Here is a 21,524-nt window from a genome sequence, read left to right on the forward strand (position 1 = left end):
ATTGTGATTAAATTCAGTAACAATCTCTAGTCAAATGTATACAAGTCCAGTCTATTCTAGCCGCTCTATATTTACTAACATTTGCTAACAAATACTTCTTGCTTCACCCTAGAAGTGTCGGCACTATCTAGTCCACAAGCTGTCACGGTCGAACTGACCGCCATCTTCACGCCACTTGCTACAACCAGGGAAACCCCGGCAACGCAGTGGCTCAAATTAATTGCCGCATTCAAATCTCTATCACACTCAAAACCACAGTGTTCACACCTGAAAACACGCTCTTGAAGTGACAGAGACTCTTTTTTTGTTCCACAGTGGGAACAGGTTTTACTGCTGGGATAAAACCTGTCTACAACTACTAACTGACTCCCGTAGAGTTGAGTTTTGTACTCCAACTGACGACGCAACTCATAAAAGCCCATGTCAGCTATAGATGCGGCTAGCTTCCGATTTGCTAACATTCCAGATACATTTAAATCCTCAACTACTATCACGCCGTGGTTCTTGGCTAAATACGTAGTGAGTTTGTGCAATGTGTCTTTGCGAATATTGGCTATGCGTTGATGTAACTTAGCAATTTTGATTTGTGCTTTGTTCCAGTTAGCTGAACCATATTGTTTATGACGATTGAGCCACTGGAGTCTGGATAGTTTCACCTTTAGTCTACGGTAGGATTTTGCCCCCTCAAATACCTCCCCAGTGGAAAGGGTAGCCAGTGATTTAATGCCTAGGTCAACACCTACAACATCAATTGTTTTAGGTGTATTATTTGGTTCTACTTCCATGCAAAATGAGATATACCAACTCTTAGCACTGCGGCTAATGGTGACTGACTTTGGTTGGACTTGCGGCAAGTCTTCATAGGTTTTCAGTACCCCTAGCCTGGGAAGTTGTATTTTGCGTGTCCCGCAGATTTTAATAGTTCCGTCTAACTCGAATGAGTCACTCTTGCCTTTTTTCTTAAATCTGGGAACACTCGCAACTTTCTTGAAGCATCTATCCCACGCTGTCCGCAAGTCACGTAAAGCATACTGCGGGGCGCACTTTGACACTTCAAAATACCAAGGATGTTCAGGCTTTACTAGTGCTACTAACCATTTATGTAAGTCAATTGCGGTAGGGAATTTAATTTTCTCCTCTGGCTGAGTTTTGTTGTGATTAAGTATTTGCTTGGTTAATGCTAATCCCCAATTCCACGCGTGACGCGCTACGCCACAGTGTTTTAGCAAGTCTGTGCGTTGCTGATTGTTGAGTTTGAGTTGTGTTTTAAATCCTAGTAACATTCGCATATGATATGGCATATCACTAGATATTGAAATATGAATGATAGCTGACTCTCAGGATTTTAGAGAAAAAATTGGACTCAACAGAGGCATAATTCGTGGGTTGTTAAGGAAAGTGAGCAACCGTGAGTGATTGTTAGCTTTTTGGCTACTGTTGATTAACCCTCAAGTGTTTGACTGCTAAATTTAATCGAAATTCACGAGTCGATTTATTTTTAAATAAATACTTTTATGATTTCTACTGAAAAAATAATTTATTGTATAAATAGTAACTGCAATAATCCGATAAATCCTGTAGGCGATGTTATCTGTGCCAGTTGCCAAACACCCTTAGTTTACCGTTATCTCTGGGCTACTGGCTCATTAGCGAATCAATTTCAGTCTGGTATAAAAATTGCAGATAGATATGAAGTGATAGCACCTCAAGTCTGGCTAGACACTCAGCCAAGACTATCCCCAGATATACCAGAAAAACTACCACCCGTAGTAATTCCTTATCTTCGCTTATATCCACAGCGTTTACATCTCCCCCAAGCCTATGGATTTGTTGCCTCTGGAGAGGATGAAAAAGTAGGGGAGCAGGGAGCAAGGGAGCAGGGAGAAAAATCACTCACACAGGGTGTTAGAGAAGGGGAACGTAGTTCGCCTTTAGTTCCCCATGCCCCCTGCCCTTCTCTACGAGAGGCTACGCCAACGGGTTCGCAGTCGCTCATGGGGGAAACCCCCAAGACCGCGCTGTCTCACCCCCTGCCCCCTGCCTCTTATCAAGAGGATATTCTGTTACTAGAGAATGTCCCCATTGATGAACAGGGAAATCTTTATCCTGCTCTGAGTACAGCTTGGGATGAAGCTAAACCAGTCAGACAAGTTTATTGGCTCTGGCAAATTCTACAACTGTGGACACCTTTATCAGAATTGGGAGTGAGTCAAAGTTTACTCATCCCAGAGAATTTGCGAGTTCAAGGTTGGTGTGTGCGACTGTTGGAACTCCACACCACCAAAGATACAACCCCGCCTAGTTTGCAAGATTTAGCTCATAGTTGGCAGCCTCTCATCACATCCGCCAATAAGTTAATCGCCCCAGCATTAAACAACATTATCCAGCAAATGAATAACTCTCAAGTAGAGTTAGATACCATTGCCAATCAACTCAATGCCTTATTACTCTCAACCGCCGCAGAATTACCCTTAACTCTCCAGGTAGTGGGCGCAACTGATACGGGAATGCAGCCTACACAAAATGAGGATACTTGCTTTCCTCAGAGTCTGGATGATGTGAATGATTCCTTGTTACCAAAGTTAGCAATTGTTTGCGATGGTATCGGGGGACATCAAGGTGGCGAGGTTGCTAGTCAATTAGCAGTGCAGTCTTTAAAATTGCAAATTCGGGCTTTGTTAACAGAGGTAGCCCAAGAATCAGCAATAGTACCACCCAAATTGTTACAAGAACAACTAGAGACTTGCTTGCGGGTAGTGAATAACGTAATTAGCTCCCGTAATGACGAACAAAAACGCCAAGGTAGAGAAAGGATGGCGACAACTCTCGTCATGGCGTTACAAATCCCCCAACGAGTATTGAAATTATCTGGTGGGCAGTCTGAAAATGCTCATGAATTGTATTTAGTAAGTGTGGGTGATAGCCGTGCTTACTGGATAACTCGTGACTATTGCCAACAGCTAACAGTAGATGATGATGTTACTACTAGGGAAGTCCGGTTTGGCAGGAGTTTGTATCATCAAGCACTGCAAAGGCCAGATGCTCACGCCTTAACTCAAGCCTTGGGCAGTCGAGATGCTGACTCTTTGCGTTTTGTGATTCAACGCTTGATTTTAGAAGAAGATGGCATATTATTACTCTGTTCTGATGGTTTGAGCGATCGCAATTTAGTAGAAAAATCTTGGCAAGATTACGCACTACCAATATTAACAGGTGAACTATCCTTAGAAGATGCGGTTCGGCAATGGATTGAGTTAGCCAACCAAGAAAATGGTCATGATAATATCTCCGTGGTATTAACTCTCTGCCGTCTCAGCAAAGATTATTTAGTCCCGATTCCTAAACCACAACCTCTAGCAGAGATTCCCCAAGAATCCGAAATCCCAGAAATCCCTCCAGAAACATCACCACCAGAAGAATACGCCTTAGCAGCAATCGAAACCGAATCAAGTTTGGCAGAAATAGAACCCCCATCAACTTTAGCCGAAAGTTCTCAAGCTCTGTTAGATTTAGAACTCACACAAGAACCCAGCCCAGCCCCCACCCCACCACCCAAACGCCAGCGTCAACCTTTATTAATGCTAGGTGTTGTAATAGTTATGTTAGTGGGTAGTACTGGGTTAGCATTATTAGCTTTGTCGCAAATATACCCACAACCTTTTCAACAAGCGTGTCAAAAGTTACCCCAGAGTTTACAGCAGTTATGTCCACGACAACAGTAATTTGTTGAGCTTTCCTCTTTCTGAATCAGGAGAGGGGCAGGGGGCAGGGTGCAGGGTGCAGGGTGCAGGGGTGCAGGGGAGCAGGGGAGCAGGGGAGCAGGGGAGCAGGGGAGACAAGGGAGCAGGGGAGCAGGGGAGACAAGGGAGCAGGGGGAGTAAAACTATTTAATTTTGAATTTTGAATTTTGAATTTTGAATTGATATGCCCAATACTGAGTTTTGAGTTTTGAGTTCTGATTGTTGTAGAATTGAATCTATCATTAAAAGCGCAAATCAAGAGTAAAGTCGGTTTTTCCTGGACTGTTTGCCCTTCTCTCCTCAAAAATGTGCTTCTAAGAAACCTTAGAAGTCAATAACTGCATTGAGGAGAAAAAAGTAGTATAGAACTGCTGCTTGGCAACAACTAGCTAACCTACAAGTAGCCGCAAAAGCTTTGATGTAGTTTGGGGCTAGTTGTGATCAGAGACTAGGAAATACAGGGTTTTTCTACGTATACCTGTGAAGAACATTATAAGTCTAATCAGAAATTCTGATGTTTCTGACTAATCACCCTAAAGCCTGCATAGGCAGGCTTTGTTTATATAACAGGTAAAAAACGTGAAATAAAGCATCTTTAGAGATTCGCGCCAGAGGAGTTATTGTAATTCAGAGAGGGTTGTTCGTGGAGACACTTGTGGAACAGCAAAAGCAAGGTGTAAAGGTTGATATGAAAGTAGGCGATCGCATTCGTGTAAAAGAGTCAGTGGTAGTGTACCATCATCCTGAGCATCGCGGTAAAGCTTTTGACATCAAAGGCACAGAAGGCGAAATTGTGGATATTGTCACCCAGTGGCAAGGTAGACCTGTAAGTGCTAATTTCCCGTTTTTAGTCCAAGTAAATAAAAAATTTAAAGTCCACTTACGCGAAAGTGAAATAGAACTAATTTAAGATGATGAGCGGCGAAACCACCTCAAAATATTGACTTCGCCGCGCATTTTTTGCAAGTCTTGGCGATTTTGTTCCGCAGTGACCGCGTACCATTCACAATAACGCTCAAACTCTAAGCGGCTTTGCACTTCATGATAAAATTGCTTAGTTGTTTGGTATACTCCAAAACCTTCTTCTACTTGGGGTGGTGGGGCAGGTAAGATGTGGGGGAGGTGTTGGGACATGATTTGTAATTCGTAATTCGTAATTCGTAATTCGTAATTCGTAATTCGTAATTTGTAATTAAGAAAGTGTGAAAAAATCCTTATTTCTCTTGGCGCAGCCTCTGTCTACGACACGCTCCGCTAACTTAGAGGATGTTTGGAAAGTCTAAAAAAACTCCAGTAACTGTATTCTGTCAGTAGATAAAAAAGCGACAGGGTTACTAGAGCAATGTCTACATCATATCCAACAGACCTGACAGATGAACAATGGGAATTGTTATCAAATCTGATACCGCCTGAAAATCTAGGGTGTCGTCCTCGTTGTGTTGATCTACGTGGGGTGGTTAGTGCTATCTTTTATATTCTTTGTGCGGGTTGTGCATGGCGAATGTTGCCGCATGACTTTCCGAAGTGGCAAACGGTCTACTACTATTTCCGCAAATGGCGAATGGATGGTACATGGGAAGGTATGAATCATAAGCTACAACAATGGGTGCGGGTTGTGGAAAACCGAGAAGCTAATCCCAGTGCGGCAATAGTCGATTGCCAATCTGTGGAGAATGGAACAATGGTGTCAAAGGATGTTGGTTTTGATTCAGGTAAGTTAGTAAAAGGACGTAAACGCCATTTGCTGGTTGACACCCTGGGATTGGTCTTAATGGTTGTAGTGACCTTTTTTAAATTCAAAATGCAAAATTCAAAATTCAAAATGAAGAAAACAAATTATTTTGAATTAATTAATTCGCTCGTTCAAGCCCCCGCTAAATTGAAAATTTAGCGGTCTACCCTTCGGGTTCTCCGCAGGAGTACAATTAGTGGCGGGTTCAAGCCCCCACTAATTGTCTTTAATTTTGAATTTTGAATTTTTAATTTTGAATTGGAGCGAAGCGACTTGACACGGTTAGTTTGTATTTGGGTTGATGCTGGATACCAAGGTGAGGGATTTATGAAATGGGTGATGGACACTTACCATTGGATTTTAGCGGTTGTACGTCGTCCAACTGATACCAAAGGCTTTGTTCTACTGCCAAGACGTTGGGTTGTTGAGCGCAGTTTTGGTTGGTTTAATTGGTGTCGCCGGTTAAGTAAAGACTACGAAATTTTACCGCAGACCCATGAAACATTTGTACAAGTCGCAATGATTCGGTTAATGCTGAGAAGACTTGCTTGATTGATTAGTTTCATACTTTCCAAACATCCTCTTAGAGAAGGTAAGTAGAAACTCCACAAAAAAGTGGGTGGTTGTATTTAATGCCAGAATTTGGAATTGATTCACAACCAACCTCTTACCCAATAAACAAAGCTGCCAATATATTCTTTGAGAGCGTTAGTGAATTGGTGTAAATTGTCAGTGTCGGGTAATAAATTTAAAATGGCGGCTTTGGGGGTGCTAGTAAGTTCTTGGAGTTCACCTTCACTAACTATAAAGTCTGTGGGTGCGGGGATGGCATTAATACCTTGACGTTGAAAAATTTTCAGCGATCGCGGCATATGTAATGCTGAAGTTACTAAAAGTATTTGGCGAATCCCGCGAGATTCTAGAATTTTTTTCACATTGACGGCATTTTGATAAGTATTGAGGGAATCTGGTTCTTGAATCAGTGCTGTAGATGGAATACCAATAGATGTGAGAATATCCACCATATCTGCTGATTCCGGTGAACCACTACCACGCCAATCAATTCTGCCGCCACTAAGTATGATTATAGGAGCTTTTTTTTGGCGATAGAGTTGCGCCGCATAAATCACGCGATCGCCTGCTTCACTCAAATCCACTGTCGGTCTAGGTGGAAATGCTGATTTGGTTGCTCCACCCAATACCACAATCGCCTCAGCATTAGGTAACTGCGGAGGTGGAATATTTTGCCATTCTAGCGATCGCACCAGAGACTTAGCAACCCAAGCATTACCAGATAATAATAATAAAATCAGCGACCAAGAAATAGCGATCGTAGCTATACGAGGTCGTTTCCACAAAGTGAATAAAGCAACTACTAAACTGACACAAGCCAACCCCAAAGGGTAAAAAAATAAAGGTAGTAACTTAGAAAGATATAAAAACATATTAGGGGAAGGTGACAGGTGACAGATGAGATTTTACCCCAATGCCCAATGCCCCATGCCCAATGCCCAATGCCCAATTCCCCATGCCCAAAATTCTTTAATTTTGAATTTTGAATTTTGAATTTTGAATTTTTATTGCCCCATTTTCACTTATCCCAAAACCTAAAACTGAAACTACCCGGTGTCCGACGATACCGACGGCTAGGTCTTCTTTTTTGCTGTCTGGTAATTCGACTAGTAGACTGTTGACCTTCTTCATCTTCTAGAGTTGCAACTGGTAATTGAGTTCTAGTTTCTTCCTTACTTCTCCACCAAGCAATAATCCAACCTCCACCGACAGCACCTAAACCACCAAGTAAGATGCTCATCAGTGCTGGATATCCCAAAAAGCCCAAACCGAGCAAGAAAAATAACCAGTATTTTAATCCGGCATCAATGCCATCAGAGGAGGGGACAGTGGGAGGTTGAGGGCTATTTTTATTGGCATTGGTAAACCAACCCAAAATGAACCAACCGAGAATACCGAAGAAAATACTTAGAGATATAGGTGTTCCTGTTGTGTTCAAGATAAATACTATAAATGCCCCAAATATAATTTGAGATAAGGAATCAGGAGAGAAATTGAATAAGTTGTTTTTGTTTGCTGCCATGAGAGAAATAGGGGTGTAAGGGTGTAGGGGTGTAGGGGTGTAGGGGGAAGTTGCCTTTACACCCTTTTCTGAATCAATAGGCTATGAGTTAATTGTTAACAATTGTGTTTGTAGTGGTTGAGTTGTGTCCCAAATGTGTAAGTAGGGTTTTTCCCTATCAGTAAAAGCTTCTGTTTGCTTGAGTTGGGAGGCTAATAAATCAACTGTCGCATCAGCAATATCACCAGTGCGGTTAGTCAGACGTTCTTGTATGACTTCTAAAGGTGCTGTGCAGTAAATAATTTGCAGGGGTAGTTGGTGTTTTTCGGCTTGAGCGATCGCTTCTTGTCTCAGTTCTTGTTTATCATACTTAGCATCTAAAATCACGGTGTTACCTTGATTAGCTAGTATAATCCCCAAATCCAATAACCGCGCATAAGTTTTTTGTGTCATTTCTGGGGTATATAAATCATTGCCTCCCCGCTCATACAGGGAAATTCCCCCTAGATGTTTTCTAACTGCATCCGAGCGAATGTGAATAGCTCCGGCTTGTCGTGCTATGTATTTAGCTGTCGTACTCTTGCCTGAACCAGACAAACCCGACATTAAAATCAGTTTTCCCTGTTTGGGTTTGGTGTATTCCCAGGCGAGTTTGTAGTATTGTGCTGCTGTTTTGCTGGCTTCTTCCTTGACTGCGGTAGGCACACTAGGATCATCTAACAAAAATGATGTCACCTTTGCGCGGACATAGGATTGACGATTTAAATATATTGGTAATACCTCTAATCCTTCCCAATCGCCAGTCTGTTCTAAATAAGTATTAAGATAAGCATTACTCAAATCAGGACGTTGCTGTGCTTCCAAATCCATCACCGCATAAGCAACATCAAACATCACATCGACAAAGCGAAATGGTTCGTTAAACTCAATACAATCGAACAGCAAAATTTTATCGTGCCACAGACAAATATTTCTCAGGTGTAAGTCGCCGTGACACTCCCGAATATAGTTATTTGCAATGCGGCGTTGAAATAAATCTTGTCTTTCAGCAAAGAAACGGTCAGTATAAGCTTTAGTTTCGTCAAATTGCGCCTGAGTTTGCGGGCCACCGATGTATTTTTCTGTTTGTTGATAATTTTCATCAAAGGCGGCTCTAACTTGAGCTACTTCCCCAAAACTGCGGATGTAATCATTGGTTTCTGTTTTGGCGTGGTATTGAGCTACTACCCGTCCTAATTCTTCTAAATCAGTTTCGTTTAACTTACCCTCAGCAAATAGTGAACTAAGTAGAGTATCTTGAGGAAACTGACACATTTTAATTGCATATTCCACAGCCTCACCCGTTCCTGCCAGAATGTATTGCTCATCCTGCAAAGTGATAGGTAAGACTTCTAAATACAATTCGGCTGCGCCTCGTTGGTTTAACCGTAGTTCTTCCTGACAAAAATGTTGGCGTTTTTCTAGGGTGGAGAAATCCAAAAAACCAAAATTAACTGGTTTTTTCAATTTATACACATACTCCCCAGTCAGTAAGACGTAAGAAACATGAGTTTGAATGAGTTGAATCGGTTCTTGTACAGGATGGGGATAGAATCCCGGCTGTAACATTTGTTGAATTAAGGCTGGAAGAGTTGCTTCGGTCATAATAATTTTGAATTAACCTGAGTTCAGGATCAGCTAAAACCTTGATTATGGTACTATTTTTAACAGTGTTTAAGCCTTATTCTTTGCTTCCAGTATTCAAATTTTAGTTAGAGCCATTTATAAAGTAAATATTAAGTAGTAGGTGGCAAGACTAAAGTAGTGCAATAAGAGAAGTTCTATCCGCGTTTATCTGCGTACCCTGCGGATACTCCTTTGCTACGCAACGCTACCGCGAACGGAGAACTCGTAGAGTAGCAAGCTACATCTGCGTTTAATTATATCCAAATTTGACTACTCCCCATGCTGAAGCACGGGGATTCTAAACTGTGACAAAAAGCGAGGTTAAAACCGTCGCTTTTTGCGTTTTACAGTTTTTTTCCCAAAGAAAGATCCTTGGCGGGACAGTCAAAAGCCCCCTAACAACCTTGGCTAAATCTAATTTTAGTTTTAGCTGTGTCGATGCTTTAATGAGCATATTCGCACTGGCATTAAGATCGGCTGATACTTTTTTACCAGTTGCAGTGACAAACAAACCACGTTTTACTCGTTTTCCTGAAGATACCCAACGCCAGTCGCTACAATGGGGGGAACCCCCACAACGCGCTGGCTCCCCTTCCGGTTTCTCACAGAATTTAGGTATTGTATCACCATCTAAAAACGAAGCAAGGCTTGTATAGCTCTCCTCAACCTCATGAAATTTGATCCTGTACAGTTGACATAGTTGTTTAATCCTCTCTTTTAGTCTTGCAGTTGGTATCTGTACGATAGTTTGATTATTTCTTTTACCTAATTCAATACTGTCTTTATGGCGTTGATTCCAGCCAAAAACTACATTACCAATCTTGTTTTCTAAACAGTGATTGATGACGATTCTGGCTGCTTTATTTACTGCATCTCGGATTTGACGGTTACGTTTTTCTGTGATGTGTGCAAGTTTTTTGCTCCAAAAACCTTGAGGTTGATTTGTTTTTAATCTGGCTACTTCTTTGTTGTACCATTGGTTTAAGCTTTTAACTTTGCGCCCATCTACAATCAAGCTAGTTCCTGCATTAGAAATACAAGTTAGCCAATTATCTATCCCATGATCTATCCCCAATGCTAACGTGTAGTCTAAATCGGGTTTTGATGGTTCTAGCTTGTAGACAAACTCAGCATAAAAACAACCGTTACGGGGCAATATCCGTAATTCTTTGATTTTTAGATAATCTAAATTACTGGGCATTGGTATGGTGAATGAATCAATACCAAACCAAGTTTTTACTAGATTGCCCAAGGGTATGCGAATTTGCCCGTTAATCAGTTTTAAGTGTTGTTTGGGGTAAGCGACTAGAGTTAAGCCACCTTTTTTTCTATAGTTAGGTAATCTAGGTCTTTGCTCTAGCTTACCTTCAAAGTGAGCTTTCTTGAGTTGTTTGAATGATTGAAATGATTCCCCTACTGTGGTTAATACTTGCTGTGCTGCTTGTGAATACAACGCCTGAAAGTGTTTATTTTGCTTGTATTCTTTGTGCAAGTCAAATTTAGTGATGATTTTACCAGTTTTTAGAAATACTTGTCTTGCCAAATATATGCCGCAATTAGTGAGTTTATTTGCCTCACTACAAATAAACTCAAGGATTGCAGCAAGTTCATTACTTGGCTTCATTAAAACTTGCTGGCAACCGTACATATTATGCAATTATCTCTAATTGTTACTACGCGCATATTTTCTGTATGTCAACTTTACAGCAATATCACAATTCTACAATATAGCAATGTATGATGCTACGGGCGGGTTAAAACCCGCACCTTCGCTTATATCCCCCACTTAAAAGACGTATGAGGTACAAAACTTATTGGTTTTGTACCTCATACTTGGGGGCTTTACGCATCACTCAGGTAATGCAACATTTAAGCCTTGTCACGCAACTACCTATCTACGTATCTACAAATCCTATATCAGAAGCTCCTCAGGTGTGGATTAAAATCTTGCGAATACATAGATATTTGTAGGGGCGGGTTCACCAAGATCAAAAGTTAATCATGAATGATGTTTGTTAACCCGCCCCTACTATTGATTGGATAGGTGGCTTTCCTAATTCACATCAGGCGTAAGTTATGGTTATTTACTCATTACTCATGAGATGACACCAAAACTGTATGAATCCAAAATGGTTGAGTTTTTGAGATTCATGTTCGGTTGCGCTATGCTTAAGCCAACCTACATCTAAGACTTACGCCGATCTAGTTATAGTAAATGTTATGGTTCAAATTCAGTCTGAAGTCGAACGCGCTCAAGAACTGCGCCAGTTGTTGCAACAAGCTAGCTATGCTTATTATGTCTTGGATGCACCAATCATGGAAGATGCTGTCTATGACCAGCTGTATCGAGAACTGCAACAATTAGAAATTCAATATCCACAGTTAGTATCACCGGATAGTCCGACTCAGCGCGTGGGGGAAAAGCCGGCTACACATTTTACTTCTGTACGTCATAATATACCGTTATATAGTCTAGAGAACGCTTTTAATATAGATGAGTTGCAAACATGGGAGCAGCGTTGGCGTAGACAAGTACCGCCAACAGACTCAGCTGAATATGTGACGGAACTGAAAATTGATGGTTCGGCTTTGGCTTTGACATATGAAAATGGCATTCTGGTGAGGGGTGCAACTAGGGGTGATGGGGAAATGGGGGAAGATATCACCCAAAATGTGCGGACTATTCGCTCTATTCCCTTAAAGTTAAATTTTGATGGCTTAGAAAATATTGCCAAAATAGAGGTACGGGGTGAAGCTTTCTTACCTCTGGAAGTGTTTCAATATATCAATGAACGCCGACAAAAAGCGGGAGAACAGTTATTTGCCAATCCTCGCAACGCCGCAGCCGGAACACTCAGACAATTAGATTCTCGCATTGTGGCACGGCGACGGTTAGATTTTTTCGCTTATACTCTGCACATTCCTGGGATGGATGACGCTAGTATTGCCAATACTCAATGGGAAGCTTTGGAATTATTGCAAAGGTTGGGTTTTCGGGTGAACTCTCAGCATCGCCTTTGTCGTTCTCTGGGGGAAGTGGCAGACTATTACAAATACTGGGACACAGAAAGACTCAACTTACCCTACCTGACTGATGGGGTGGTCGTCAAATTAAATTCTTATAAGTTGCAAGAACAGTTAGGTTTTACCCAGAAATTTCCCCGGTGGGCTGTGGCTTTAAAGTATCCGGCGGAGGAAGCACCCACCCGTGTAGAAAATATTGCAGTGAATGTGGGCAGAACCGGAGCTTTAACGCCTTTAGCAGAGATGCGTCCCGTGGAATTGGCGGGAACTACTGTATCAAGAGCTACTTTACATAATAGCGATCGCATTTCCCAATTAGATATCCGCATCGGTGACACCGTTATTGTCCGCAAGGCTGGAGAAATCATCCCGGAAGTAGTACGGGTACTCAAAGAACTACGTCCCCCTGATACTCAACCCTTTATTATGCCTAGCCATTGTCCAGTGTGCGGACAGTCTGTGGTTAGGGAAACTGGGGAAGCTGTAACTCGCTGTGTCAATGCTTCCTGTGCGGCAATATTAAAAGGCTCAATTGAACATTGGGTAAGTCGGGATGCTTTAGATATTAAAGGTGTGGGGGAAAAATTAGTCCATCAACTTGTGGATAAAGGGTTAGTGCATTCCGTTGCAGATTTATATGAATTGACAGCAGAGCAATTATGTAGTCTAGAACGCATGGGACAGAAATCAGCCCAGAAATTAATAGAAGCGATCGCCCAATCTAAAAATCAGCCTTGGTCTAGAGTATTATACGGTTTAGGCATCCGTCATATTGGCAGCGTCAACGCTCAACTATTGACTGAAAATTATCGCACAGTAGAACAGTTAGCTACAGCCAAGCAATCAGATATTGAAGGCATTTACGGCATAGGTGCAGAAATTGCTCAGTCTGTTTATCAATGGTTTCGCATAGATGCCAATCAAACATTAATAGAGCGTTTAAAAGCAGCAGAGTTACAATTTGCCAGCACACAAACAGCATCAACACCTAATAATATTAATCAAAAGATAACAGGTAAAATTTTTGTAGTCACAGGAACTTTACCGACTTTAAAACGTGATGAAGCTAAAGCATTAATTCAACAAGCCGGCGGCAAAGTAACAGATTCCGTGAGTAAAAAAACCGATTATTTAGTCGTGGGTGAAGATGCAGGCTCTAAGTTAGCTAAAGCACAATCCTTGGGAATTGTACAGTTAACAGAGGCACAATTGTTAGAAATGTTAGCTAATTAGATATAAGTAAGTCGGCGAGAAAAAAACAAACTACATTAAGTAATGTAAAATTTAATTAAATTAGCTTGTAGTAAGGGCTTTAGCCCTTAAGAGAGGACTAAAGTCCCTACTACAAACCTTGAATTATTCACGCCGTTCTACTTAAAGGTTGGGTTTCCTTACGTCAAACGCTACTCGCCCCAAGCCGGCAGACCCGTCCAAGGCGGTGGCTTCCCAACCTACAGTTTTTTGGTATTTTGTATTGCAACATTTAAGGCTTGCCACGCCACTAGGCATAAATATTGTAATTCGTAATTACAATTTCAATGGTTTTCTTTTTTTCTCCACGGCCAATGTTTCTTGATGATATTCCATATTTTTTGCCAGAAAGAAACTTTAGTTTTTGTCGGTGACTGGGTTTGAATATTGTCAGGTAATTTACCGCCAGATGTGAGTTTTTCTAGAAATTGGTTGTTGTCGTAGTAGTGTTCTAAAGAGAGAATTTTCATGTCTTCTCTAAGGCGAACTACACTAGTACCAATAATTTCAATAGTTTCTCCTGTGGGTGCATAATCTTTATATGCACCTGTAAAAGTACCCCAGTGTCGCCATTTAAAAACAATATTTGGTGGTGTGGAATAAACTGCTATGACTTCCCATAAAAAACCATCAGGGAATGCTGAATGAAAGAGATTAGTTGAAGTTTCAAAATTTTCTTCGCTGGCTTTGTAATGTTTGTTATCACCAATTAGGAGTTTATAAGTACCCGAATTAATCAAATCAGTGATGGTGTAACCATAACTGCCATTGGTACTCATGCGAAATTGATCTTGTACAACAGTTAGCCACTGCGCCGGATTAGTCTTAAAATTTGCCTCAATATCAAAGGCGCGTACTAAATTTTGAACTAATCTTTCTAGGGAATTTTCAGGATGATTTTGGATACTTTCTGCGGCTAGTTTTTCATTAGAACGGGTATAGTCTGGCTTTTCACCATAACGCCATTCTACATCGTTGCTATATTCCAAGACTGTATCTCTATCTTGTACCCAAAGATGAAGTTTACTGATGTCGATGAAATTCATAAATACCTACGCGCAAAGGAACTAGGAAGTAACTGTAAATTAAGATGAATGGCAGAATTTTGCAGCGATATCGCCCTCTAATTTAGCAGCAGCTTATACAGTTTTTTTCGGTGATCTTCATCAATGACCATTTGCTAGCACTAAAGCTTGAGAATTACTCATGTAGCATCTTCTATCATTATGCCAATCATGAATCAATGATGTTCGTCAACCGCAAATTTTATATTTTTAATAATTTTTGAATAATAAATAGACTTACCAACTGTCATATGTTTGATGTAGATGTAGGTTGTGTGACGCTGTGAAAGTATTTAAACGTAGTCATAAAACTGATAGCGTCACGCACCAACCATCGCGCTAAGTTGGTTGATTTGCGTCTAGCCAAGCAAATAAATCAGCGATCGCACTAAAATCTAATAAAGCTTCCCCTAGTGCTTCGAGTTGTTCTAGCGTCAGAGTTTGAATGCGTGCTTGAACTTCTGGGGGTAACTCTCCTACTCGTTTTTGTATTTGTCGTAGGATAAGTGTTTGCTCACCTTCCTGTTTACCACGTTCGTAGCCAATGCGCTCACCTGTTGTAATGTAACTCATGCTACGCTCCTGCTCAAATTGTTTAAACTCTTGCCAAAATTCTGTTTCCAAGTCTTTTGGTAAAATCATAACCCAATCGATAAAACGGTAGAGATTACGAATATCTCTTTCTTGCAAACCTTGTTCATATAATCGCCGAATTAAGCTAAATTTCCAAGTTTTGCGTTCTCCTAGCTGTTTAGTGGTTTGCTGTGTCTTGAGATGCGCCATTACCACTGTTGCAAAGGGGTTATTACTGGCTGCTAATTCTGCCCAGCGATTTTGATAGTCAAGTAGTTTGACTGTGCCAAATTTAAAGTCCAAACTACAGTCAGGATAATTATAACTGTATTGATTGGGTCGCCAATTTGAGTCGGTGTCACACAAAATTGCTAGACTGATGGCGGGTTGACCAAATTTGTCAAAGATTCGCAGGTTGTAACAAAACATTCTTTCGGCAAAGTTATCTTCTGGTTTGGCTTGAATTTCGACGTGAATTAATAGCCAAATTTCTTCTCCTTGCAGCAGCCAAACTTTAACCAATTTATCGGCGTATCTTCTTCCTAGTTCTGCTTCTCGTGCTATTTGTTGAAATTCTTTGTCGAGAAATTGGTGTGGGCGTTCCCAATTAATTAGGGCGGCTGTTTGGGGAAAGAAAAAGTGCATTGCTTGAGGAAAGTATGCTTCTAAAATTTCTTTCCACGGTGAATCATTATCGGCTCTTTGAAGTTCTTTTGTCATTACTTGATTTTAGCTGGGAAGGAGAGAGGCTTTAAAACCTTGATTTTTCCTTGATATATCATGCTTTTTACTCCCCTCTCCGCGTCGGAGAGGGGTTGGGGGAGAGGTCAGAAAAGACTTGTCGAACTCACGTTGAAGTAGATTCAAGCATCCTCTAATAAAGCTCTCCCTGCCCCCTGCCCCCTGCCCCCTGCCCCCTGCCTCTTACTCCCGCGCCTTTGCCTCTGGGTCAAATTGCAAACTCTTATCCCACTGCTGCGCCTGACGGAACTTAGCAACTGCGCCGGAAATATCACCATCTCGCGCCAACTTCTCACCTTGGATGACTAACACCGTTGCGGCTGCAACTAACCGCGCAGGTGTTTGGCATGATGATAACTCGTGTAACACCTCTGGATGGGCGATGAGGTAATTGTTGAGCAAGTCGCAACCACTGCGTAATAAATTATCGAAATCTAAATCCCAAATTATGATGGTGTTGTCCCAACTAGCGGAAGCTAAGTATTTGCCATCGGGACTGTAAGCAACACTATAGACCTCACGACTATGACCCTTGAGAGTATTGACAGCTTTACCTGTGCTGATATCCCAGATAATGATTGTGTTGTCTCTACTTGCAGAAGCTAAGTATTTGCCATCGGGACTGTAGGCAACACTCATGACCTCACGGCTATGACCCTTGAGAGTTTGAACACCTTTATCTGTTCTGATACCCCAGATCATGATTGTGTTGTCAAAACTTGCGGAAGCTAAGTATGTGCCATTGGGACTATAGGCGACGCTCATAACCCAACCGCTATGACGCTTGAGAGTATTGAGAGCTTTACCTGTGCTGATATCCCAAATTATGATTGTGTTGTCCCGACTGGCGGAAGCTAAGTATTTGCTATCGGGACTGTAGGCAACACTATTGACTGAATCGCTATGACCCTGGAGAGTTTGAACAGCTTTACCTGTGCTGATATCCCAAATTTTGATCGTGTTGTCCCAACTGGCGGAAGCTAAGTATTTGCCATCGGGACTGTAGGCAACACTATAGACACCACCGTTATGACCCTGGAGAGTTTGAACAACCTTACCTGTGCTGATATCCCAAATTTTGATGGTGTTGTTCCGACTGGCGGAAGCTAAGTATTTGCCATCAGAACTGTAGGCGACGCTAATGACCTCACTGCTATGAGCCTTGAGAGTTTTAAGAGCTTTACCTGTGCTGATATCCCAGATTTTGATGGTCTTGTCACTACTTGCAGAAGCTAAATGTTTGCTATCTGGACTGTATGCGACACTCCATATCTCACTGCTATGACGCTTGAGAGTATTGAGAGCTTTACCTGTGCTAATATCCCAAATTTTGATGGTCTTGTCATTACTGACGGAAGCTAAGTGTTTGCCATCGGGACTGTATGCGACGCTATTGACCCCACGGCTATGACCAGAGAGAGTTTTGCTGACTTTTTTGGTGCTGATATCCCAAATTTTGATGGTGTTATCTCTACTTGCGGAAGCTAAGTGTTTGCCATCGGGACTGTAGGCAACACTCATGACCTCACGGCTATGAATCTGGAGAGTTTGAACAGCTTTACCTGTGCTGATATCCCAGATTTTGATGGTGTTGTCCCAACTAGCAGAAGCTAAGTGTTTGCCATCGGGGCTGTAGGCGAGGCTATTGACTGCATCGCTATGACTCTTGAGAGTATTGAGAACTTTACCTGTGCTGATATTCCAAATTTTGATGGTCTTGTCCCTACTTGCGGAAGCTAAGTATTTGCCATCATGGCTGTAGGCGAGGCTATTGACTGCATCGCTATGACCCTTGAGAGTATTGAGAACTTTACCTGTGCTGATGTCCCAAATTTTGATGGTCTTGTCCCAACTTGCGGAAGCTAAGTGTTTGCCATCGGGACTGTAGGCAACACTATTAACCGAATCGCTATGACCCTTGAGAGTATTGAGAGCTTTACCTGTGCTGATATCCCAGATTTTGATGGTCTTGTCCCAACTGGTGTAAGCTAAGTATCTGCTATCGGGACTGTAGGCAACACTATTGACCTCACTGCTATGATCCTTGAGAGTATTGAGAGCTTTACCTGTGCTGATATCCCAAATTTTGATGGTCTTGTCACTACTGGCGGAAGCTAAGTATTTGCCATCGGGACTGTAGGCGACACTATTGACCGAATCGCTATGACCTTCTAAGGTATTAACTTCAACGCTACGATTTTCTTTTTTCTCGTTTGGTTTTAAATAAACTGCTTGCTGCAAGGTTGCTATCGTTCGCATTTTGGCATAGCTTTTTTCTTCCTTCCAAGCTGCGCGTTTTAGGTTGTCACCTGCTCTTAATGCTTCTAGCAAAGCATCTGGGTGCTGGTTAGAGGCAAGAAATGCGTCTGAAGAATTATTTAAGGCATTAAGTTCATTGGCTTCAGCCTTTTGTTTTTGTCTTTCTGCCTCATAAGCCGATCGCACTGCTAAAGTAGTCACAATGGCCAGCCCCATACCTGCGGCTACCGAGCCAAACAAGGCGCGTTTGAGAAATTTATTCAGTTTAGCTTCACTAATCTTTCGTTGTTCTCGCTCTTTTTCCAGTTCCGCCATTACCTGTTTTAACTTCGGTTCTTGTTGCTGGCGGATAAAGTTGGCTAAATAGTCATGTACCAGTTGATAACGGTCGGCTGGGGTTTCTGGTAACAACACCACTAAGCCTGATTTGACAACAATCTCTAATACTAAATCTAAAGACGTTGTGTTTTGTAGGTTGGGTTGAGGAACGACACCCAACACTTTCGCCCCTTTGTTGGGTTTCGCTTGCGCTCTACCCAACCTACTGTTTTTTGATGTCTCTACATTTGATATTTCTACACCCAAACTCTGCAAATCCCGTTCTAACTCCACGCGAGTCTTTAAAGGACGTGTCCCTTTGTCATCAGTCAGCAAAAACAGCACAAATTCCGCTAACTGCTGATGTTCTTCCCCGCAGTCATGAATAACTTCATTTAAATAATGCTGCACCAAGTCTTGTTTAGTGCCGAACTGCCGATATTTTTCTAAATTAGTAATATTCTCAGCTTGCAACTGCGCCCCCATCACTTGCAACTCAATGGGACGCACTTCACCCAACTCTCCGGCTAAGTCCTCTACGAGTGCATCAACTAAATCAGGCTCTAATTGAAAGCTAGTATTTGCAGTTAAACGCTGAATAATTGATTTTGCATCCTGGGGGGAGAAGTTACCCAACTTATAAAGCATACGCTGACTGAGAATATCATTACCAATAATCTGAAAGCTAGGTAAATCATTACATTCCAGCAAGTAAGAGATGTAATCAACCCGCAAGGATAAGATAACCTTCGCTGATAGAATCTCTAAACATGACCCCAGAAACTCAAAGAACCGCTTACGTTGTGTTGGCTCAGTGTAAACAAAGAAAAATTCCTCAAATTGATCGAAAACTAGCACCGTGCGGAGGTTGTGTTGTTCTTTTTCGCGCAATGAGTCGAGGAGAGAAGAGGGAAGTAGGGGTGTAGGGGTGTGGGGGTGTAGGGGTGTAGGGGAAGAATTAAGGTTTGAGTGAGAATGTTTCGGTTCTAAGTGAGAACGTTCGGGTTCTAAGTGAGAATGTTTGAGTTCTAAGGGAGAATGTTCGAGTTCTAAGGGAGAATGTTCGAGTTCAGAACTCGGAGTTTGAGGTTCAAAACGAGAATCTTCAGGTTCTGAGGCTGAACTGTCAACCTCTGAACTCGAAATGTGAGCCTCTGAGGCTGAACTGTCAACCTCTAAACTGGAAACGTCAACATTCCCATGCCCCATGCCCCATTCCCCATGCCCCATTCCCAATAACCGCCCCAACTCCTCTACCCAGTTGGTGTAAACCCGCATAACGATGACTAAGTTATCTTTGCCGCGAATTGATTGTTGTTGCAAGGCTGGAACTAAACCGGCGTTGACAAGGGAACTTTTACCAACTCCAGACTGACCATGAACAACTATTAATTTATATTCATCATCATTGAGGCGTTCGATTAATCTTTCTACATCTAATTGACGACCGGAGGCGGAAATTTCTGGGGATATATTTGATGTTGTATGTAACGTCTCTAGCAATGTTTGTCGTCTAGCTTCTAATCTCCCTGCGCCAACAAAAGCCCTTAAGCCAAATTGTTGTTCTATCGAGCGTCGTTGCTGTTTAATTTTGTAAGCTTTGAGATATGCTTTTTGTTCAAAATAAAATTTGTGTAATTGATTGAAAATCTTAATATAAAGTCTGACATCTTCTTGGGGATTTGCCCCGTCTTTGGCTATTTCTAATGTACTAATTGCTTCTTGAGTGTTACCCAAATAATATTGAGCGCGACTCAAGATAAATTTATATAAGTTTAAGTCGTAAGTTTGTACAGATTTGACTAATCTATTATCTAAAGAAGTCTGGGGAATTGTGGGGATGATTGCTAATGCTTGTTTAACTAAGTCTATTGCTTCTTGCCAGTGTGATGCAGCTAAAGCCACTTCCGCTAAAAATCCATAATCTCTAGCTAATTCCCGTTGCTGGTTGTTATTTTTATGAATAGATAAAGCTTGCTCGGCAAAGGTTTTTAATTGTTGCCAAAGGTTTAATTCTTGGAGAACATCACCGATTTTTTCTAGAGAATTAGCAATGATACCTGGGCGGTTAATTTGAGTGCTTAGTTGAATATATTCGTCAATATATTGCTGTGTTGCCTGCCAAGTTGGATGTTTTTTGTCTTGTTGTTTAATTGCTTCGAGATAAGCACAAAAGGTTTTTTCTCCTAGGATTTTTACTTGCCATTCTAGGTTATTGTTTTGCTGCCACAGGGTTAAAGCTGTGTGATAATGCTGAATGGCGGCATCTTTTTTATTGTTGATTTGCTTGGTTAAACCTAATAATGATTCTATATAAGCATTAAGTTCTGAGGATTGACCTAACCCCCTAACCCCCTTCCCTACAAGGGAAGGGGGAACAGGAAAAGCCTCTCTCCTTGTAGGGGAGAGGTTTGGAGAGGGGTTTTCTTCATCTATTAGTTCTTTTTGTGCGGCTGTTAATTCAGTTTCTAACTTCTGGTATTCATAGAAATTCAAATTGAGTTGATTATTAAACCATTGATGAGCAGTTTTGATAATAAAATCTATTAATTCTTGGCTGTTAATTTCAAAGCTTTTAGTAATTGCCCAACTTTCTAAATCTGGTGCAATTTGCATGAATTGTTGATAAATGGCATCATCAATCCACACCACCAAGGGAAAGTTAAAATGCTGCCGAAATTCTTCTCTAACTTGATTAGCAGCAGTTAACATCTGGGATAAGTTCTGCACAGTCTCTAAGCCGACAACTGTGACACAGCCAGAGATGTTTTCGCCAAAGGTTTCTTGAATGGCGGTGAACAGAGTTCTGTGAGACTGCTGAACTATCAGAACTTGAATATCTACTTGGCAGACTTCCCGTAATCTAGCAATCAAGCGATCGCGCAATTTACTATAATTACACCGTGCCAAAATCAGCTTGAACTGTCCGACGCTATTTTCAATCGCCCAAGCCAATTGTACAAGAGAGCGATCGCTATTTTCTTGGTTATTAGTCATGAGTCAATAGTCATTAGTCAATAGTCATTACTCATTACTCATTACTCATTACTCATTACTCATTAGTTTTTCTTCCCCTGTCTCCC

Annotated in this window: 13 protein-coding genes and 1 pseudogene; 5 read left to right on the forward strand and 9 right to left on the reverse strand. The window is 41.5% G+C overall.

Annotated features, from left to right (window positions below; all coding sequences use genetic code 11):
* Positions 1-74: 74 nt before the first annotated feature.
* Entirely contained in the window at positions 75-1,283 is a 1,209-nt protein-coding gene (locus ACPZ3T_RS21855; protein ID WP_490277322.1) for an RNA-guided endonuclease InsQ/TnpB family protein, read from the reverse strand.
* Positions 1,284-1,514: 231 nt separating this feature from the next.
* On the opposite strand from ACPZ3T_RS21855, the gene ACPZ3T_RS21860 reads away from it, so the two are divergent.
* The 3 genes from ACPZ3T_RS21860 to ACPZ3T_RS21870 all read left to right on the forward strand — a co-directional run bounded on the left by ACPZ3T_RS21860 (position 1,515) and on the right by ACPZ3T_RS21870 (position 4,650).
* Positions 1,515-3,722 (forward strand): PP2C family protein-serine/threonine phosphatase, encoded by a 2,208-nt coding sequence (locus ACPZ3T_RS21860; RefSeq protein WP_490271550.1) that lies wholly within the window; start codon positions 1,515-1,517, stop codon positions 3,720-3,722.
* A gap of 1 nt (position 3,723) precedes the next feature.
* Positions 3,724-3,891 carry a hypothetical protein gene (locus tag ACPZ3T_RS21865; protein ID WP_490271551.1) on the forward strand — a complete coding sequence of 56 codons (168 nt, stop codon included), beginning with the start codon at positions 3,724-3,726 and terminating at the stop codon, positions 3,889-3,891.
* A gap of 486 nt (positions 3,892-4,377) precedes the next feature.
* Positions 4,378-4,650: a ferredoxin-thioredoxin reductase variable chain gene (locus ACPZ3T_RS21870; RefSeq protein ID WP_490271552.1), complete on the forward strand. Its 273-nt coding sequence runs from the start codon at positions 4,378-4,380 to the stop codon at positions 4,648-4,650.
* Here ACPZ3T_RS21870 and ACPZ3T_RS21875 read toward each other — a convergent pair.
* Positions 4,647-4,874: a hypothetical protein gene (locus tag ACPZ3T_RS21875; RefSeq protein WP_490271553.1), complete on the reverse strand. Its 228-nt coding sequence runs from the start codon at positions 4,872-4,874 to the stop codon at positions 4,647-4,649. The genes ACPZ3T_RS21870 and ACPZ3T_RS21875 overlap by 4 nt on opposite strands.
* Positions 4,875-5,082: 208 nt before the next feature.
* Between ACPZ3T_RS21875 and ACPZ3T_RS21880 the strand changes: the two are divergent.
* A pseudogene (locus ACPZ3T_RS21880) lies at positions 5,083-6,024 on the forward strand (IS5 family transposase).
* A 101-nt stretch (positions 6,025-6,125) separates the two neighbouring features.
* On the opposite strand, the gene ACPZ3T_RS21885 reads toward ACPZ3T_RS21880, so the two are convergent.
* The 4 genes from ACPZ3T_RS21885 to ACPZ3T_RS21900 all read right to left on the reverse strand — a co-directional run bounded on the left by ACPZ3T_RS21885 (position 6,126) and on the right by ACPZ3T_RS21900 (position 10,835).
* Positions 6,126-6,917: a YdcF family protein gene (locus ACPZ3T_RS21885; protein ID WP_490271554.1), complete on the reverse strand. Its 792-nt coding sequence runs from the start codon at positions 6,915-6,917 to the stop codon at positions 6,126-6,128.
* A 146-nt stretch (positions 6,918-7,063) separates the two neighbouring features.
* On the reverse strand, positions 7,064-7,567 hold the full coding sequence (locus ACPZ3T_RS21890) for a hypothetical protein (protein ID WP_490271555.1): 504 nt from the start codon (positions 7,565-7,567) through the stop codon (positions 7,064-7,066).
* Positions 7,568-7,648: 81 nt separating this feature from the next.
* Entirely contained in the window at positions 7,649-9,190 is a 1,542-nt protein-coding gene (locus ACPZ3T_RS21895) for a bifunctional aminoglycoside phosphotransferase/ATP-binding protein (RefSeq protein WP_490271556.1), read from the reverse strand.
* Positions 9,191-9,509: 319 nt separating this feature from the next.
* A complete protein-coding gene (locus tag ACPZ3T_RS21900) occupies positions 9,510-10,835 on the reverse strand; it encodes an RNA-guided endonuclease InsQ/TnpB family protein (protein ID WP_490271557.1) in 1,326 nt (441 codons plus the stop codon).
* 596 nt (positions 10,836-11,431) lie between these two features.
* Here ACPZ3T_RS21900 and ligA point away from each other — a divergent pair.
* Complete coding sequence (ligA, locus tag ACPZ3T_RS21905) at positions 11,432-13,468, forward strand: NAD-dependent DNA ligase LigA (RefSeq protein WP_490271558.1); 2,037 nt, start codon at positions 11,432-11,434, stop codon at positions 13,466-13,468.
* Between the two features lie 302 nt (positions 13,469-13,770).
* Here ligA and ACPZ3T_RS21910 read toward each other — a convergent pair whose 3' ends face one another.
* The 3 genes from ACPZ3T_RS21910 to ACPZ3T_RS21920 form a co-directional block, all read right to left on the reverse strand.
* Complete coding sequence (locus ACPZ3T_RS21910) at positions 13,771-14,532, reverse strand: ester cyclase (RefSeq protein WP_490271559.1); 762 nt, start codon at positions 14,530-14,532, stop codon at positions 13,771-13,773.
* A gap of 357 nt (positions 14,533-14,889) precedes the next feature.
* Positions 14,890-15,843, reverse strand: a complete 954-nt coding sequence (locus ACPZ3T_RS21915) for a DUF4351 domain-containing protein (RefSeq protein ID WP_490271560.1) — start codon at positions 15,841-15,843, stop codon at positions 14,890-14,892.
* Between the two features lie 204 nt (positions 15,844-16,047).
* Positions 16,048-21,438, reverse strand: coding sequence for a WD40 domain-containing protein (locus ACPZ3T_RS21920; RefSeq protein ID WP_490271561.1), 5,391 nt, complete (start codon positions 21,436-21,438; stop codon positions 16,048-16,050).
* Positions 21,439-21,524 lie beyond the last annotated feature (86 nt).

This window comes from Aliinostoc maniaoense (assembly GCF_058172895.1).

Coding starts and splice junctions, on each gene's coding strand:
- ACPZ3T_RS21915 (WP_490271560.1), bottom strand. CDS start 15,843: ATGACAAAAGAACTTCAAAGAGCCGATAATGATTCACCGTGGAAAGAA.
- ACPZ3T_RS21920 (WP_490271561.1), bottom strand. CDS start 21,438: ATGACTAATAACCAAGAAAATAGCGATCGCTCTCTTGTACAATTGGCT.
- ACPZ3T_RS21875 (WP_490271553.1), bottom strand. CDS start 4,874: ATGTCCCAACACCTCCCCCACATCTTACCTGCCCCACCACCCCAAGTA.
- ACPZ3T_RS21895 (WP_490271556.1), bottom strand. CDS start 9,190: ATGACCGAAGCAACTCTTCCAGCCTTAATTCAACAAATGTTACAGCCG.
- ACPZ3T_RS21900 (WP_490271557.1), bottom strand. CDS start 10,835: ATGAAGCCAAGTAATGAACTTGCTGCAATCCTTGAGTTTATTTGTAGT.
- ACPZ3T_RS21855 (WP_490277322.1), bottom strand. CDS start 1,283: ATGTTACTAGGATTTAAAACACAACTCAAACTCAACAATCAGCAACGC.
- ACPZ3T_RS21860 (WP_490271550.1), top strand. CDS start 1,515: ATGATTTCTACTGAAAAAATAATTTATTGTATAAATAGTAACTGCAAT.
- ligA (WP_490271558.1), top strand. CDS start 11,432: ATGGTTCAAATTCAGTCTGAAGTCGAACGCGCTCAAGAACTGCGCCAG.
- ACPZ3T_RS21910 (WP_490271559.1), bottom strand. CDS start 14,532: ATGAATTTCATCGACATCAGTAAACTTCATCTTTGGGTACAAGATAGA.
- ACPZ3T_RS21885 (WP_490271554.1), bottom strand. CDS start 6,917: ATGTTTTTATATCTTTCTAAGTTACTACCTTTATTTTTTTACCCTTTG.
- ACPZ3T_RS21890 (WP_490271555.1), bottom strand. CDS start 7,567: ATGGCAGCAAACAAAAACAACTTATTCAATTTCTCTCCTGATTCCTTA.